Origin of the sequence: Adlercreutzia equolifaciens DSM 19450 (genome assembly GCF_000478885.1) — a bacterium.
GTDB classification, from domain to species: domain Bacteria; phylum Actinomycetota; class Coriobacteriia; order Coriobacteriales; family Eggerthellaceae; genus Adlercreutzia; species Adlercreutzia equolifaciens.
Genome location: NC_022567.1, coordinates 2160688 through 2177487, shown reverse-complemented (window position 1 = coordinate 2177487; position 16800 = coordinate 2160688). Strand labels below are relative to the sequence as shown.

The following is a 16800-nucleotide window of genomic DNA, read 5'->3' as shown; positions in this document are numbered from 1 at the left end:
GTGGGATTTTGTTCTATGACAACTAGAACAGTTTATGTTATACTTCGAATAGAACAAGAAGTCAACCGTTAGGCAAGTCTCCCATGCGATGGAGGTTGCGGCAAGGGGATTGCGTCGACGGCTGTCATCGTGCTCAGCAGCGAGCGGGGCGCGGGGCCTCTGTCGGTTCGCTCGGTGCCGCAGACGCCTCTTGCCGGAAAGGACGCCCCATGCTCATCACCATCGATGCTGCGGCCCCAGAGCCGCTCTACCTGCAGATACGCAACCAGATTGTGGCCGGCATCGCCACCGGGCAGCTGGAGCCGGGCCAGTCGCTGCCTTCGGTGCGCTCTCTGGCGAGCGACTTGGGCATCAACCTACACACGGTGAACAAGGCCTACGCGGTGCTGCGCGACGAGGGCTACGTGCGCATGCGCGGTCGCGCCGGGGCGGTGATCGCCGATCCGGCCGCCGCCGATCGCGCTGACGCCGATGCATCGGCCCAAGTGAAGATGGAGGATGACCTCTTCAAGCTGGCCTTGGCCTTCCGAGCCCGGGGCGGCGCGCGCGGCCAGTTTCTGGAAGCGGCCGCCGCTCAGGCCGCCCGCGCCTACGGGGTGATGGAAGATGCCGAGGCCGCCCCGCGCCCGACGCGGAAGAAGAAGGCTGCCGGTGGGTCGTCGGTGGCGGCCGCGGGTGCAGGCGCGTCGTCGGTGGCAGGTGCGGCTGCAGCCGCGGGCGAGGCGGTGGTGCCCCAATGAGCGTGACGTCTCCCGCAATTCCTCTTCTCGGGCTTTTGACCCTCGTCGTTCCCCTCATGGGCGTGCTCATGGCGCTCACGCCCTACCTCATGCCGAAGCGCGAGTGCTTTGCCGTCACGGTGCCCGACGATGCGGCGCGCGATCCTTATCTGCGCCGCCTGAAACGCACCTATCTTGCGATCATGCTGGCGCTTGCGGCGGCGGCAACGATTGCGTGCGCGGCAGCCCTTGCGCTCGATCCCGAGCACGCCTTCGTCGCGACGCTGGTCGTGGCCGCCCTCGTCCTGTGCGTGGGCGGCTACGCCCTCATGCTGTATTTCCGCGCGAAGGTGCAGTGCTACAAAAAGGCTCAGGGCTGGGTGGCCGAGGAGTGCCGCAGCGCGGGATTTATCGGCGACGAGCCCTTCCCGAAGCCTTTGTCTCTCTCCTGGGATCTGCTGTACGTGCCCGTGATCCTCATTACGCTGGCCATGGGCATCGTGGGCTATCCCGCCATGCCCGACAAGGTGCCCCTGCACATGGATTTGGCGGGGAAGGTGACCGAGTGGGCCGACAAGTCGCCGGGCATCGTCGCGTTTCCCGTGCTGTTCGTGGCGCTCATCGCCGTATGCCTCACCGTGGCTCATTGGGTGATTCTGCGATCGAAAAAGGGCAGCGACCCCGCCATGCCGGCGGCGAGCGCCTGGGCCTACGGCATGTTCGCCCGCTCTCAGAGCGTGATGCTCATCGGCATGGGTCTGCTCGTGAGCTTGCTGGGACCCGTCATCCAGCTGACGTTTCTCGGCGTGCTTTCCATGGCCCAGGCCTTGGTGCCCATTGGGGTCGTGGTGGCGGTCATACTGGTGGCGAGCACCGCGGTGAGTCTCGTGTACGGCCAGAACGGCAGCCGCCTGCTCGCCCGGGTGAGCGCCGACGGGCGCGGCGGCGCCATGCCGCGCGACAACGACCGATATTGGAAGGGCGGCATCTTCTACGTGAACCCCGACGACCCGGCGCTGTTTCTGCCCGAACGCTTCGGTATCGGTTGGACGATCAATTTGGGGCGCCCCGCAGCGTGGGCTTTTGTGGTAGGCTTCGCTCTGGTGATCGCGGGATTCATCGCGGCGTCGCTTCTGCTCACCTAAGGGGTCGGGCGCAAGCGGCCGTTCGCGTCCCGCCGGGGCCATCGCGCGAGGAGCAAAGGGAGGCTGCCATGAAAGATTGCGCCCAGCCACTGCAGCATATCGAGCACGGTATTCCGCCGGTGTTCGACGAGCGCTCGGAGGCGCTCGTGCTGGGCACGATGCCCTCGCCGAAATCGCGCGAGGCGGCGTTTTTCTACGGGCATCCGCAGAACCGGTTCTGGCGCGTGCTCGCTGCGCTGTTCGACGAGCCGGTGCCTGAGGACAACGCCGAGCGCGCCGATCTGCTGCTGCGCCATCACATCGCGCTGTGGGACGTGCTGGAAAGCTGCGACATCCGGGGCGCTTCGGACGCCTCCATCGCCAACCCCCACCCCAACGATCTGTCGCGCGTTTTGGAAAAGGCGCCGGTGCGCCGGGTGTTCTGCACGGGTGCGGCGGCGGGGCGCTACTACGCAAGGCTGTGCGAAGCTGCCAGCGGCTTGCCCGCCGATGTGCTGCCCTCGCCGAGTCCGGCCAACGCGGCCTGGTCGCTGCCGCGGCTCGTGGAAGCCTATCGCCCTGTGGCCGAGGCCGTGACTCCCTTCAAGCCTCCCGTGCTCGAGGTGCCCCGAGTGGTGGCGCTCGAGCGGGCCATCGCCGAGGCGGGCACGCCGCTCGACGTTCTCATGCGCCGCGCCGGCCGCTTCCTTGCCTTCGAGGCACGCAAGGCCTTGGAAGGGATGGAAGGCGCGAAGGAAATAGTCATCTTTTGCGGAAACGGCAACAACGGCGGCGACGGCTGGGTGGCCGGGGAGTACCTGGACCGCTGGGGCATTCCCGTGCGGGTCGTTACGGCGAAGGCCCCCGAGGAGCTGACGGCCGAGCCGGCTCGCGCGGCGGCCCTGCAGGCGGCGGCATCCCTGGGCGAGCGCAGCCAGGTGGTTCTCGCGCCGTCGAACGCGGAGGTGACGGCCTTACTCGACGGCGCGCCGCTCGCCATCGACGCCCTTTTGGGCACCGGGTTCGCCCACGATACGGTGAAGGCGCCCTTCGACGGCTGGATCCGCGTCCTCAACGTCGCTCACGACCAGGGAACGCTCGTGGTGGCCGCCGACGTGCCGAGCGGACTTTCGGCCCAGACGGGCCGCGCGGCGAAAGATGCCGTGCGCGCCGACCTCACCGTCACGATGATCGTGCCGAAGCCGGGTCTTGCCGCCAAAGACGGTGCCGCACACTGCGGACGCGTCGTGGTCGCCCCGATCGCCTACATCGAGCCGCTTGTCTAGAACTTGCCAGGATTAACCATCGCAGAATACGCGGGGCTCGGGCCGAACTGCTGCCCCGCATTGCGCTGGGGCAGATGCGGATGCGTGCGGCCCCTATAAGGTTTCCGCAAGTTGAAATTTTGCTGTCGAGACCATGTGCCTTATGGAAGTGGGCGGGCGAGGGTGCTATGGTGCCCAGGAAAAACTAGTGACCGCGCGGCACCCTCCCCAAAAGGGGCGAACGCGCCGCGGCGGCATTCAATCAAAGGAAAGCTCGCCATGTTCAAAGTTCGCTCGAAATACCTGCTGCTCATCGCGGCCGCCGTGTGGCTCATCGCCGGAAGCCAGGTCGCCCGCATGGGCATCGAGGCCATCGCGGCCGGCAACGGCAACCTGTGGCTTCTGCTCATCGGCATCCCCGCCACCTTCGTCGTCTTCCATATGATGTTCTCCAAGCTGGTGGGCAAGCACGCCGCCCGCATCCGCGGCTACGGCGAGGAGAAGATGCACGTGCTGAAGTTCTTCGATGTGCGGGGCTACCTCATCATGGCCGTCATGATGGGCGGCGGTATCGCCCTGCGCTCATTCCATCTGGTGCCGGGCTGGTTCATCGCCTTCTTCTACACCGGCCTCGGCATCGCGCTCGCGCTTGCCGGCGTGGGCTTTCTCGTGCACTACCTCCGCCGCGACGGGTACATCACCTGTCCGGTGACGGGGAAGGTGCGCGAAGGATAGGAGCCTTCGGCCTCAGGGTGGCGGCTTGCGTGCTCGATTCGGGCGCTAGCGCCTAAATATGCGATTGCGATCGCCGTTCCTGAAGTTTGCGGCTTGCCGCTTCGACGATTTTGGCGGCGGCGAATCCCGCGAGCAGGCCGACGATGGTACCCGCCAGCACGTCGGTGGGATAGTGCACGTAGCAGTACAGTCGCGTGAGCGCCATGAGCACCGCGCCGATGCCGACGACGATGACGAGGGGCTTGGGCCCCTTCGAGAAAAGCAGCGCCCCGAACGCGGCGAAAGCGGCGGTGGCATGTCCCGAGGGGAACGACGAGCCGTGGGGCCGATCGACGATCATGGGCACGAGCGGGTTCACGTCGCACGGTCGCGGGCGCATGATCAGGGGTTTTAGAATGCCACTGGTGACAATGGCGCCCAGAAGCACGGCGATGAGGACGGCCGCGCCCAGCTTGCGCGTCTTCGGAATGATAGCGAGCACGATGCCGAGCAGGATCCAGATTTGACCCGCGTCGCTTGTGCTCGTGTATGCGGCGACAATCGTGTCGAGCCACGGTGTGTGGATAAGCTGGATGGCATCGAGGATGGCAAGTTCGTTCACGGTAGGGGAGGCAAGCGTTTCGGGAAGGTTTTGGGAAGGTCTCGGGAAAAGGCTCGCCCCGCGCTCCTTTCGGCCACAAGGCTACAGGAACCAGCGCCAACGGGCAACCCGTCGCACTCTCAAAAACGTCGCGCCGCGCATTTCGAATCGCTGAATTGCTTTAGAAATCACGGGTAGCATAGTTTTCGATGGGCTCTTATGCGGTCGCCGCGCGACGGGTGCGGTATTTTCCCAGGTCGCGAAAAGTTGCTAGGCGCCGCCGCGCTTCGGAGACTACGCTACCCGCGATTTCCAAAGCAATTCGCACGCGGACTTGCGCATTTGCGAACGCGACCGTGCGCATTCGGCAATCCGCATAGCCGATTCCCTTTCTGCATTGCCCAAATGCCGCCGCGCCCGTTACTATGGAGCTAAGCAGTATTTGGAAGGTGCCGGGTGGCAGGGCTCGGCGCCGACGAAGGAGGCATCATGGATCAGACGCGCGTCATCGAAGTGAAGAAGAACATCCTGGCGGCCAACGACGAGGCGGCCGACGCCTTCCGCGCCGAGCGCGCCCAGGAGGGCACGTTCTTCGTGGACGTCATGGCGAGCCCGGGCGCCGGCAAGACGACGCTTCTGCTCGCGCTCATCCGCGAGCTGCGCGCCCGCGGCGTCGAGGCCCTTGGCGTCATCGAGGCCGACCTCGAGTCCGACGTGGACGCGCAGAAGATCAAGGAGGCCGGCGTCGCCTCCGTGGAGCTGAACACCCGCGGGGTATGCCACGTGGAGATGGGCATGGTGACCATGGCCTTCGAGGCCTTCGATGGTGACCGCTTCGACTACCTGTTCCTCGAGAACATCGGCAACCTCGTATGCCCGGCCGACTTCGACACCGGTGCCCACACCCGCGTCATGCTGCTCTCGGTTCCTGAGGGCTGGGACAAGGTCATGAAGTACCCGCCCATGTTCGCCGCCGTGGACGCGCTCATCGTCACGAAATGCGATTACCTGCCCTTGAACGAGGACTTCGACATGGATCGCCTGAAGGCGCAGGCGCGCATGTTGAACCCCAACCTGGAGATCTTCGTCACGAGCGCTCGCACCGGCGAGGGCATCGGCGAGCTCGCCGACTGGATGCAGTCCCAGCGCGCCGAAAAGGTGCAGGCCTAGGGTAGCTTTCATGGTGATCGATCTCATTGAAAGCGAAAAGTTGAGACAACATGAGCGATACGCTCAGAAGCTTCGTGAGTCGGAGATAGAAGAGGAGTATTGCAAGGGGGCTATTTCCCAAGCGGCCCTTGACGAAAGGATCGAGCGGCTTTATGCGGGTCTGAACGTCTCTCACACGCGGCAGGACATCGACGACTTCGCTCTTATTGATTGGGAAGAGGAAGAGGATTGGCTGGATCCGTAAAGGTGCAGAATACAAGGAGGCCGCTCGATATCGAGTGGCCTCCTCGACAATAGCCAAAGCTGCGCGGTTACACTCCGAGCGGGGCGTCGTCATCGTAGGGGAGACGGGCTACCAGCTCGCAGTACTCCTGGATTTGCTGGCGCGTCTCGTGGTCGAACAGGGCGATATGCTCGTGAGCCTCTTCGGCGAGCTGCTTTACCGGCCAGCGGCGCGCTTCCTTGTCGCGGCCCTCTTTCTTCTCGATGACGTCAGCCCATTCCTCGGCCGCGGCCATGGCGTGGCGCAGCTTTTCGGGAATGTCCTTCGTCTCGCCGGTCTTTTCCATGGCCGGAATGATGAGGTTCTGCTTCGCGATGATTTTCTCGAGCAGCTCTTTATCTTCCATGATGGTGCCTCCTTGGTGCGTTAGGTCCTATGACGGGATGTCGTCGGCTCTTTCGGGAAGGCGAAGGGGTCGACGGTTCCGAAAACCCATGGTAATCCGCGCCGGACGCGGCGTCTCCTTTTGGCAGGAAACGGTCATCGAGTCAGGGGAGACCCGTTGCCAAATGGCGAACGTGCGCACCGGCGCCTGCCTCGGAACGAAGGGGGCCTAGGTGCGGCGTTTCTTCTGGCAGTCGGGGCGCGGCGCGGCGCAGGTCTCGCAGTGGTGCAGTGGGTGCTCGGCCAGCTCGGCTTCCCAGTCGAAGTCCGGGGGCGGGCCGGTGGGCACGTCGCCCTCGCCGGACGCGGTGCTTTCCGGACGGCCGTCCCACTGGAACTCTTCCATGATCACGCGGCCCTCTTCGTCGAAGGCCACACCCTCCGCGGCGAGCATCCCCCGCTGCTCGTCGGGGCCTCCGAAGGCGAAACCGGTGGCCATGCGTCCGTCCTTGAAAACGACCCGATGGCAGGGGATGCAGCCCGGATCGGTGCCAGGCTCGGGGTTGGCGTGCAGGGCGTAGCCGACGTAGCGCGCCGTGCGCGGGGCGCCGATGAGCCGCGCCACCTGGCCGTAGGTGGCCACCTTTCCGCGCGGTATGCGCCGCACGACGGCGAACACCCGGTTGGCATAGTCTCCCATGAGATCTCCTTCGGTGCGCTCTTCGCTGATTGGGGCCACCATAGCAGATGGAAGCGAAAAATTGGGCGCTTCTGCAGAGAAAAGTGCGATTGTGCGAGTCCCAAGTTGTCTAAAACTCGCTCGATCGTTAAAAAGTCTGCACAATAGAACGATAGTGCATGGAATTACTCGCACAATCGCACTTTTTTCCACACGAAGAGCCCAAAAGCCTGCAGGGTGGCTGCTACACGGTGCCGCGCGCGGCGGGAAAGCCCTTCTTCTCAGTTGCCCAACGTATGGGAGATGAGTATTGCTGAGGACGACGCTTACGTATAAGATGACCGCGCTGGCTGCAAGGGACGCGATGGGCGTCGAAGTGCATGGGACGCGACAGGCGTCGAAGAATGCGATCAAAGGAGCGGGAATGAAGCTGAGGACGAAGATCATCGGAGTGGCGGCATGCGCCTTCGCGCTGTGCGTGGCGCTGGCAGGGTGCGCCAGCGCGCCGGCGGGCAATGACGCCGCGAACTTCCAGGGGGATTGGATTTTATCGAGCGGCACGGTCGATGGTCAGGAGGCAACCGAGGAGACCATGGCCCAGGCCCAGGAGATGGGGCTTTCCGTCTACCTGCAGCTGAACGAGGGCGGCAGCGCCGTGCTCAGCGTGCTCGGCACGAACATGGATGGCTCGTGGACGGCTAAGGACGCCACCACGGTCGAGCTCACCTTCGACGGCAGCTCGGCAGAGGCGACGCTCGAGGGCGAGGAGCTCGTGATGCAGCAGGACGGCGATGTCATGCGCTTCAAGCGCGGCGAGATTCCGCCTGTGGCCAGCGAAGTTCAGCGCGATGAGAACCAGGCGGCCGAGCCGGAAGCCTAGGCGACCTGCTGAAACGATTGTCAATAACATTTTGTGCAGCCCGCCGCCTTGTGACGGCGGGTCTTTTTGTGCAAGCGACCAAAGAACAGGCATTTTGCGAAACCATCCTTATACGGGTAAGGTTTAGTATAAAATGACCTTTTGGCTCAGAAAGTGGTACACTGTAATAGTGCAACGTATGGGATTTTTTCAACAAACCTGTCAAGGGGAGTTTTGCCGTGGATGAACTGTTGAGAGCCTGGGAGACGACATTTGGCTGCAGCACGCTGCCTTTCGGTGTCGCCGAAGTGCTGCTTGACGATCGGGGGCGTCCCTATGATTTCGCCTATCGCTATATCAACGCCGCGGCGGCCGCTCTGACCGGCCATGTGGCGGAGGATCTGCTCGGCGAGGAGGCCTACGCCCTGTGGGGCGGCGATCCCATCTGGCTCGACCACTTCTACGAGGCGGCCTACGAGGGCCGCGCCTCGGAGTTCGAGGCGCCCTCCGAGATGCTCCAGCAGTTCTTCCGCGCCGAGGTGTTCCCCATTTCCGAGGGGCTGTGCGGATTCACCATCCACGACGTGACGGACTGGATTCTGCCCGCCCAGCGCTCCATGGAGAAGGCGGCCGCCGGTCTGTTCTTCTACGATATGCGCTACCGTCAGATGCTTCTGACGGAGCAGGCCCGCGAGCAAAGCGGCGTGGACAGCAACTATATCAGCCTGACCGAGTTCATCAACCTCACCTTCGGCAGCACCTTAAGCGAAGAGGTGCGTCAGAAGATGAAGGCCTTCCTCGAGCGACGCGAGGCCTTCTACCAGGAGGGACGCCTTCCCAACGGCCGGTGGCTGCGCATGAGCCTCGATCACACCGACCGCTCCGAGCGATTCGCCTTCGGCTTTCTGGAGGATTTCACACGCACGAAGCTGGCGGAGGAGCGCAGCGAGCAGTACATCGACATCATCGACAGCCTGGGAGCGGAGAACTTCGCGCTGTACCTGGTCGATTTGGAAACTCAGGAACTCGAGGTGTACCGGCGTGGCGAGGATACGACGGCGGAATTCGCCTTGGCCAGTGCGGAAGAGGGCGATTATCCCGCTGCCATGGAGCGATACATCGACACCTTCGTGGTGGCCGAAGACCGCTCCCGGGTGCGGGCGGAAATTGGCGCTGAGGCCCTGTGGCGCCGTCTCGAGGCGGGGGAGACCGATTTCTCCGTGGGCTATCGGCGCCTGTTCGGCGATGAAGAGCAGTACGTGGAACTGCGCATCATCCGCCTGCCCCAGCGCGATTCGAAGGTCATTTTAGCGGCCCGCAACGTCACCGGCGAAATGCGCGAGCAGTTGCGCCAGAAGGTGGCGTTGCAGAACGCGCTCGATTTGGCCGAGCATGCGAGCCAGGCGAAGTCGACCTTCCTCACCAACATGTCCCACGACTTCCGTACGCCTATGAACTCCATCTCGGGCTTCGCGTCCATCGCGCTGGACCACCTGAACGACACCGATCGTGTGCGCGACTGCCTGCGCAAGATCATGCTGTCCAGCGATCACTTGCTGAGCCTGGTGAACGACATTTTGGATGTGAGCCGCATCGAGAGCGGCAAGATGTCCTTCAACGAGGACATCGTCAGCCTGCCGGATGCCGTGATCGAGGTGCAGGGCATGTTCGGCGAGAAGGCGGCGGCCAGCGGCGTCGATCTGACGATCGATGTGGACAACGTGGCCCATCCCCAAGTGGTCACCGATCCCTTGCGCCTGAACCAGATCCTCGTGAACACCGTGGGTAACGCGGTGAAGTTCACGCCCTCCGGGGGGCTTGTCACCGTGGCGCTCACTGAGCTTTCCGACGCGCCCCGCGGCTTCGGCGCTTATCGCTTGACCGTGAGCGACACCGGCTGCGGCATGACGCCGGAGTTCCTCGATCGCATCTTTCTGCCCTTCGAGCGCGATGGCCTCGGGTACGCCAACAAGACCGAGGGCACGGGGCTGGGCATGACCATCACCAAGAGCCTCGTCGACCTTATGGGCGGCGAGATAGCGGTGGAAAGCGTCGTGGGCCGCGGCTCGACGTTCGCCATCACGCTGCCGCTGCGCGCGGCCGACGCCGACGAGCTGGCCGAGGCCCGCGAGAAGGCGGTGGCGGCCGAGCGGTGCCAGCGCGATTTTACCGGCTGCAAGGTGCTCGTGGTGGACGACGACGATCTGTCCCGCGAGATTCTGGTGGAGATTCTGAAGGACTACGGCTTTAAGCCCGAAGAGGCGCGCGACGGCGATGCGGCCGTGCGCAAGGTGGCCTCCGTGGAGCCGTTCTACTACGACGCCGTGCTCATGGACATGCGCATGCCCCGCATGGACGGCGACGAGGCCACGCGTGAGATTCGCGCCCTGGATCGGCCAGACGCCGCCACGCTGCCCATCATCGCCGAGACGGCCGACGCCTTCGAGGAGGGCCAGCGCCGCGCCCGCGACGCCGGCATGACGGCGCTGACTACCAAGCCGCTGAACATCCACGAGCTGGTAGCGCTTCTGGCCGAGTACATTCCAGAGAAATAGAAACGCGCGGGCCACGAGCGGCCCGCGCGTTCTTGCATCGACGGTTCGAAGAGGTGCGCTCTTAGGCCACCGGCGGGGTGCCCTCCCAGTTGCCGGCGATGGCGTCGATCATGACGCGGGCGCCGAAGGGCAGCTCACCGCATCCCACGACCTTGCGGGCCGGCTTGTGGTCGCCGAAGAAGGCGGCGTAGGCCTCGTTCATGGCGGCGAGGTCGGCGATGTCGGCCAAATACACGTTCACCTTCACGATGTCTTCCACCACGTGGTCGACCGATTCGACGATGGCCTTCACATAGGCGAGGCACTGGGCGGTCTGCTCGGCGACGGTGCCGTCGATGAGCTTGCCGGACAGATCGAGCGGCAGCTGGGCGGAGATGTTGTTGTAGTGCGAGAAGGCCACGGACTGGGTGGCAAGCGGGCACTTCGGAGCGGCGTCGGTGTTGCACGCCTCGATGATGAGGCCGTGACGATCCTCGATGGCCTGGGGCGGGGTGCCGTCGCCATGGGAGACCACGGCCTCGACGGCCACGTCGCAGTGGTAGGGCAGATCCTTCACCGGCACCACGGTACGGGCCGGCAGGTAGTTCACGGCGCGCGCGATGCCGGAATCGGGGAAGAACGTCTTGTACACGTCGTCCACCACGCTCGCATCGGCAAGGTTCTTCACGAAAATGGTCACCTTCACGATGTCGTCGAAGGGCACGTCCACGGAGGTGAGGATGGCCTTCACGTTCGTGAGGCACTGCGCGGTCTGCGCGGCCACGTCGCCCAGGATGGGACGGCCCGTGCCGGGATCGAGCGGCAGCTGCATGGTGATGTTGTTGTAGTGGGAGAACGCCACGGTCTGGGTGGAGCCGGCGTCGTAGGGGGCGGTGTGGGTGTTGTTGGTGAGCTTCACCAGGTCGCCGGCCTGCGGCACCGACTGGGTGCCCTCGCCGTTATCGACGAGGGCCTCGATGAACACGAGCGCGTCCTGGGGCAGGGCGTCGACGGCCGCCACGGTGCGGGCGGGCTGGTAGGTGGGGAAGAAGGAGGCCTGCACCTTCTCCACCGCGTTCAGATCCATGATGTCGGCCAAAAAGATGGACACGCGGATGATGTCGTTCATGTCGTGGCCGATGCTCTCCACGATAGCCTGCAGGTTCTTGAAGCACTGCTCGGCCTGCTCGGCGGCGCCGCCCGTCACGATGGCACCCGTCGCCGGGTCGATGGGCAGCTGGGCAGAGAGGTTGTTGTAGTGGGAGAACGCCACCGTCTGGGAATACAGGTCGCTCACGGGCGCCTTGTCGGTGTTGCGGGCCACTACCACGTTCGGATCGCTCATTGGTACCCCTTTCAAAGGTAAGAATCAGCAGCGACGCACAAATTGTGCAAGTGCATTAAACATGACGAAAAGAGTCGTTGTCAATGAGGAAAGCTTATTGCTATGGCGTCGATGGGAAAATGGAATGATCTTGACAAATAAAACTTCTTCAAATGCTCAGGTCATGTCTATAAAATTTGAGCACATGAACAAAAATACGCCATTTGTGGGTTTTTGGCGATGAAGTCGCGTCGATGGCACCTTAATTTCGACTCGCGTTGAGGTGGTAGCCGCAAATCGGCGAAGTTTAAGGTAAAACCGTTGATTTGAGGCTAGGTTTTAAAGACGGGGCGTTTGGGGCAAAAGGCGTTTTGGGCTGAGTCCTTGAACTGGATAAAGGGGATGTTTAGAATTATTCTTCATTTCAATGGCAATTCAAATGAAAGAAATTCTTAATGCTTCGACTGCACATACTGGCCAGCGGCAGCGGCGGGAACGCTGCCATTGTGGAGAACGCGGTGACGGGCGAGGGGGTACTTGTCGATTGCGGCATCTGCAAGCGGGACTTCTTCGCCCGGGCCGAGGAGGCCGGGTTCAATTTGGAGAAGCTGCGGGCCGTCGTGATCACCCACGACCATGGCGACCATACGAAGGGGCTGGGCGTGGTTCTGCGCGGGCTGGCGAAGGCGGGGGCGCATCCTGCGGTGTGCGCCAGTGAGGCGGTGTTCGCGGCTTCGTTGCCTTTGCGGGATGCGGTAGCCAGCGTGGGGGCTGAGTTCGAGCCCTTCGACGGAGGCGATCGGCTCGATTTGGCCGGCCTGGCCGTGCGTCCCTTCCGCACTTCCCACGATGCGGCCGATTCCTACGGGTTTCGGTTCGAAGAGCGCGGAAGCGGTTGCGACTCCCTCGGCTACATGACCGACACCGGTGTCGTGACCGATGCGGCCTGGGAGGCGCTTTCCGGCGTGCACCTGCTGGCTCTGGAGAGCAACCACGATGCGCGCATGCTTCAGATGGGCCCCTATCCCTACGTCATCAAGCAGCGCATCGCATCGGCGCGCGGGCATCTGTCCAACGACCAGGCGCGCGAGGCCCTGGATAACTTGGCTCACGAAAACTTGCGCGCGGTGGCGGCCATGCACGTTTCCCAGGAGAACAATACCTACCGGCTCCCGCGCGACACCTTCGAGGCCGTCATCGCCGAGCGCGGCCTTCCCACGACGGTCTCTGTCGCCTTCCAAAATCGCCTCGTGACCATTGGGTAGCGGCTCTACAGCTGCACGGCGTACACGCGGCCGGCGCCGCAGAGCTTGCCGAAGATGTACTTGTTGGAAGCCGACTCGTCGGTAGTGTAGACGTGCCCGTCATGGGATTCGATGCCCTCTTGCATGGGCGGTCCGACCAGATCTTCCGTCAGGTTGCGGGAATCGAGGCAGAACAGCTCCACCTCGTCGCCGGAGCCGGTGGTGAAGGTGCCGTCGGGCGCGGCGAGGTTCACGTTGTAGGCGAGCAGGTGCGAGGGCGCGATGCCATAGGAGACCGACAGCACGATGCGTCCGTCGTCGGTGATACAGGTGCCCTGGACCATGCCGGGAATGGAGAACACGTTGTCGGGCACGGTGAGGAAACGGCCCGGCTCTGCAGGATCGGCGGCGAAAGCGTACATGACGGCGGGGTTCTCGGTGCCGTCCGGCGTGGTGATGTGGTGGTTCTCCGGCGTCTCGTAGTCGTTCGGGTAGTAGAAGTTCCCGAGCAGAAGCTGGCCCTGCTCGATGTTCATGAAGGCGGGGGAGAAGTCGACATCCACCTTCTCGGTGGCCTGCACGGAGGCGCCGTCCTCGGCGAACAGCAGGTCGTCCATGGGGAGGACGAGATAGCCCTCCTCGCAGGCCAGATAGGCGTACTGCTCATTGGTGGTGATGGCCGAGCCGTGGCCGTCGTAAGGGGAGCCGTCGGGCAGGGCGACGTAGAACTTCGTGATGGTGCCGTCGGCAGCGCGGCGGTAGATGGGCGAGGGGGAATGGTCGGCCATGTACCCGCTGAACAGCCACGAATCGTCGGCTTCCACGTGGTCGAGGTCCTGGGGGACGAAGCCGGTGTTGATGCCGGGGATGTCGAAGGGGGATTCCGCGCGGTCGAAGAAGGGGGCGAAGGCGACGCGCATGTAAATGTTGAGGGCGACCATCGCGATAAGCGCGATGCCGACGATGACGCCGATGACGATGCCGGTGATTTTCAGCGCCCGATGGCTTTTCGCGGCCATGGCGACCTCCTTAAGCGTTGGCGGTTCGGCGAGCGACGATGGCTCGACTTCAGCATACCCGTGCTCGCGCTTCGGGCGCTGGCTCGTGGGCGCTACGTCATGAGTTTGTTTCAGTTCGCTTCGCTGGGCCGATGGTTGCCCTGAAGTGCCGTCAGTGGTGTATACTCTTTAGTCGCATTTTTCACGAGCGCGGCGGCTCGAACACTTGGGTTCGCGCTTCCGCAAACACAAAGGAGCCCCTGTGATCAGAGAGATTGTCACCGACGAGGAAATCCTGTCGAAGCCCTGCGAGGCCGCCACGGCCGAGGACGCCGCCATCGCCGACGATTTGGTGGAGACGCTGCTCGCCAGCGATGAGGCCATGTGCCTGGCCGCCAACCAGATCGGCGAGACGCGCCGCATCATCGCCTATCTGAACGATGCCGGTCGGCCGCAGGTCATGTACAACCCGCGCATCGCGCAGAAGCTGAAGCCCTACACGGCTGTCGAGGCCTGCCTCTCGCGCGAGGAGCCGACGGCCGTCACGCGCTACGATTGGGTGCGCGTGAGCTACGAGGTGCTGGCCGATGGCAAGCTCATCGAGCGCAAGAAGAAGCTCGAGGGCAACGCCGCCCAGGCCGTACAGCACATGATCGACCACTGCGAGGGCGTCCTTGTCTAGGGAAGAGCAACAGAGCGCCGACGCCCCTTCCGTAGGGGGCGACCTTGGTCGCCCCTCGGCCGCGAGTGAGGCAGCTTCCGACGATCCCGTCTTCGCCGCCGAGCAGGCGCACCTGAGTGAGACCTACGGCAAGCTGGAGAAGATCGGTCGCGATGCGCTGGCCGCCATGGAAGCTGTGGCGGCCCAGGCCGCCGAGGACAAGAAGAACATGGCCGAGGAGCTGGCCGTGAACTTCGCCACCTGGGACGATATCTTGGAGACCCACGCCGATATCGTGGCCATGAACAACATCATCGAGGCCCACGATATGGCCAACTCCGTGCAGGCCGAGCGTCTGCGCGCGGTGGAGGTGCTGCTTCGCGAGCCCTACTTCGCGAAGATCGCCCTGCAGTTCAAGGAGGGCGCTCCGGCCAAGGAGCTTTATATCGGTTCGGCGGGCATTTCGGACGAGAACTACCGGCGCCTGGTCGTGGATTGGCGCAGCCCCGTGGCCGAGGTGTACTACAACCAGACCATGGGCCCTACCTCCTATGTGGCCGACGGGCGCACCATCCATGTGGATCTCAAGCTGCGCCGCCAGTTCGAAATCGAGGGAGACCGCCTCATCACCTACTTCGACTCGGACGTGGCCATCGAGGACAAGCTGCTGCTCGCCTCGCTTTCCCGCGGGCGCTCGGCCCACATGCAGGCCATCACAGCCACCATCCAGCGCGAGCAGAACGCCGTGGTGCGCCACGAGGACGTGCCGGTGCTGCAGGTGGCGGGCATCGCCGGGTCGGGCAAGACTTCGGTGCTCATGCAGCGCATCGCGTATCTGTTCTACCAGCATCGCGGCGCGCTGGATCCCACCCAGGTATTCCTCATCTCGCCGAACCCGGTGTTCGGCCGCTACATCGACCGCGTGCTGCCCGATCTCGGCGAGCGCAACCCGGAAATCCTCACCTGGGAGGAGTTCCTGATGCCGCTTTTGCCCGCCGGTCGCGGCGCGGGCGAAAATGACGTGCCGCTTGAGCGTCTGCACGCCATCGATGCGGCCGTGGCATCCTTCGAGTTCGCCCGCAGCGACTTCCGCGACATCGTAAGCGCCGGCGTGCGCTTGCTCGGCGGGGACGCGGTGGAGAAGGTGTCGGCGAAGTTCGCGAACCTGCCGGCCGGTCCGCACCGCGTGACGCTCATGAACGAGGAGCTGACAAGCCGCCTTACCGGCCGGCTGAAATCGCTGGCGGCCCAGGAGGACACCCACGACGAGATCGCGTCGCTTCCCGTGGACGAGCAGCTGCGGCTGTTCGGCGAGGTCTTCGATCCCCAAAGCGACGAGGAGGCCCGCGCACTCGCCCTCACGTACTTGGAAGAGAAGCACGCCGACGCGCTGCGGGCCATGGAGGCCACAGACTGGCTGGACATCGACCGGGTGGCTGTGCGCCTGCTCGGCCGCGAGGGGCTCACCTCGGTGGAGTGGGTCTACCTGAAGATGGCGCTGACCGGCCTGGGCAACCCCGAGGCGAAATACGTCATGATCGACGAGGCTCAGGACTACTCCCAGGGCCAGCTGGCGGTGCTCGCCCGCTACTTCCGCCGGGCGCACTTCCTGCTTCTGGGCGACCCGAACCAGGCCATTTTCGAGGGCACGGCCACATGGGACGAGATGCGCGCCGTCTTCGAAGAGATGCGCGGCGCCGTGTCGCAGTGCCGCCTCATGACGAGCTACCGCTCCACGCCGGCCATCACCGACCTGTTCGCCCAGCTTCTGCCCGCGGGCGAGGCCATGGAAGTGGCCTCGGTGCAGCGCGAGGCGCCGGCTCCGGAAATCGTGGCGTGCGAGAGCGCCGACGAGTGGAAGGCGGCCCTGGGCCGCGCCCTGCGCGTCGCCCGCGAAGCCGGCGGCCTCACCGCGGTGATCGTCCCCTGGAAGAACGACGCCAAACGCCTCGCCAAAGCGCTGAGCGAGCTCCCCGCGCCAGGCGGGGCAATCGCAGAGGGCGGTCAATCCCCCGTAGGGGGCGACCTTGGTCGCCCCTCGGCCGCAAGCGAATCCGATGCGGGGCAGGGCGTCACGGTGCTCGGCGAGGGCGACAGCCTGCCGGAGGAGGGTATCGTGGTGGTGCCGCTGAAGCTCGCCAAGGGGCTCGAGTTCGACCGCGTCATCATCCCCGACGCCTCGATCCGCGCCTTCCCGAACAGCGACATCGCCCGCCGGCGCCTCTACACCACCATCAGCCGCGCCACCCGCCACCTCACCATCCTGTCCAACGGCGACCTGACGGAACTTTTAGGATAGCT

16 protein-coding genes are annotated in these 16800 nt (G+C 64.2%); 11 read left to right on the top strand and 5 right to left on the bottom strand.

Features of this window, described 5'->3' with window-relative positions; translation table 11 throughout:
• The first annotated feature begins 209 nt into the window (after positions 1-209).
• The 4 genes from AEQU_RS08680 (at position 210) to AEQU_RS08665 (ending at position 3843) form a co-directional block, all read left to right on the top strand.
• Positions 210-740 (top strand): GntR family transcriptional regulator, encoded by a 531-nt coding sequence (locus AEQU_RS08680; protein ID WP_022740554.1) that lies wholly within the window; start codon positions 210-212, stop codon positions 738-740.
• Entirely contained in the window at positions 737-1864 is a 1128-nt protein-coding gene (locus AEQU_RS08675; RefSeq protein ID WP_022740553.1) for a DUF1648 domain-containing protein, read from the top strand. The genes AEQU_RS08680 and AEQU_RS08675 overlap by 4 nt, the downstream gene beginning before the upstream one ends.
• A 68-nt stretch (positions 1865-1932) precedes the next feature.
• Positions 1933-3129: a DNA-deoxyinosine glycosylase gene (locus AEQU_RS12135; protein ID WP_022740552.1), complete on the top strand. Its 1197-nt coding sequence runs from the start codon at positions 1933-1935 to the stop codon at positions 3127-3129.
• 258 nt (positions 3130-3387) lie between these two features.
• Positions 3388-3843, top strand: coding sequence for a hypothetical protein (locus tag AEQU_RS08665; RefSeq protein ID WP_022740551.1), 456 nt, complete (start codon positions 3388-3390; stop codon positions 3841-3843).
• 52 nt (positions 3844-3895) lie between these two features.
• On the opposite strand, the gene AEQU_RS08660 is transcribed toward AEQU_RS08665, so the two are convergent.
• Entirely contained in the window at positions 3896-4444 is a 549-nt protein-coding gene (locus AEQU_RS08660) for a phosphatase PAP2 family protein (RefSeq protein ID WP_022740550.1), read from the bottom strand.
• Between the two features lie 468 nt (positions 4445-4912).
• Between AEQU_RS08660 and hypB the strand changes: the two genes are divergently transcribed.
• Both hypB and AEQU_RS08650 read left to right on the top strand, forming a co-directional pair.
• Entirely contained in the window at positions 4913-5593 is a 681-nt protein-coding gene (gene hypB / locus AEQU_RS08655; protein WP_041714656.1) for a hydrogenase nickel incorporation protein HypB, read from the top strand.
• A gap of 10 nt (positions 5594-5603) precedes the next feature.
• Positions 5604-5837: a hypothetical protein gene (locus AEQU_RS08650; RefSeq protein ID WP_022740548.1), complete on the top strand. Its 234-nt coding sequence runs from the start codon at positions 5604-5606 to the stop codon at positions 5835-5837.
• A gap of 67 nt (positions 5838-5904) precedes the next feature.
• Here the strand turns inward: AEQU_RS08650 and AEQU_RS08645 are convergent, their stop codons facing one another.
• Positions 5905-6222 carry a hypothetical protein gene (locus AEQU_RS08645; protein WP_022740547.1) on the bottom strand — a complete coding sequence of 106 codons (318 nt, stop codon included), beginning with the start codon at positions 6220-6222 and terminating at the stop codon, positions 5905-5907.
• A 207-nt stretch (positions 6223-6429) separates the two neighbouring features.
• Positions 6430-6900 carry an MGMT family protein gene (locus AEQU_RS08640; protein WP_022740546.1) on the bottom strand — a complete coding sequence of 157 codons (471 nt, stop codon included), beginning with the start codon at positions 6898-6900 and terminating at the stop codon, positions 6430-6432.
• A 403-nt stretch (positions 6901-7303) separates the two neighbouring features.
• On the opposite strand from AEQU_RS08640, the gene AEQU_RS08635 reads away from it, so the two are divergent.
• A complete protein-coding gene (locus AEQU_RS08635) occupies positions 7304-7759 on the top strand; it encodes a hypothetical protein (RefSeq protein ID WP_022740545.1) in 456 nt (151 codons plus the stop codon).
• Between the two features lie 218 nt (positions 7760-7977).
• Positions 7978-10293: an ATP-binding response regulator gene (locus tag AEQU_RS11935; protein ID WP_022740544.1), complete on the top strand. Its 2316-nt coding sequence runs from the start codon at positions 7978-7980 to the stop codon at positions 10291-10293.
• A 61-nt stretch (positions 10294-10354) separates the two neighbouring features.
• Here the strand turns inward: AEQU_RS11935 and AEQU_RS08625 are convergent, their stop codons facing one another.
• A complete protein-coding gene (locus AEQU_RS08625; RefSeq protein WP_022740543.1) occupies positions 10355-11617 on the bottom strand; it encodes a RidA family protein in 1263 nt (420 codons plus the stop codon).
• A gap of 434 nt (positions 11618-12051) precedes the next feature.
• On the opposite strand from AEQU_RS08625, the gene AEQU_RS08620 reads away from it, so the two are divergent.
• Entirely contained in the window at positions 12052-12861 is an 810-nt protein-coding gene (locus AEQU_RS08620) for an MBL fold metallo-hydrolase (protein WP_022740542.1), read from the top strand.
• 5 nt (positions 12862-12866) lie between these two features.
• On the opposite strand, the gene AEQU_RS08615 is transcribed toward AEQU_RS08620, so the two are convergent.
• Positions 12867-13859 (bottom strand): hypothetical protein, encoded by a 993-nt coding sequence (locus AEQU_RS08615; protein ID WP_022740541.1) that lies wholly within the window; start codon positions 13857-13859, stop codon positions 12867-12869.
• 241 nt (positions 13860-14100) lie between these two features.
• On the opposite strand from AEQU_RS08615, the gene AEQU_RS08610 reads away from it, so the two are divergent.
• Together AEQU_RS08610 and AEQU_RS08605 are read left to right on the top strand one after the other, a co-directional pair.
• Entirely contained in the window at positions 14101-14520 is a 420-nt protein-coding gene (locus AEQU_RS08610; protein ID WP_022740540.1) for a peptide deformylase, read from the top strand.
• Positions 14513-16798 (top strand): HelD family protein, encoded by a 2286-nt coding sequence (locus AEQU_RS08605; protein WP_022740539.1) that lies wholly within the window; start codon positions 14513-14515, stop codon positions 16796-16798. Before AEQU_RS08610 ends, AEQU_RS08605 begins: the two co-directional genes overlap by 8 nt.
• Positions 16799-16800: the final 2 nt, after the last annotated feature.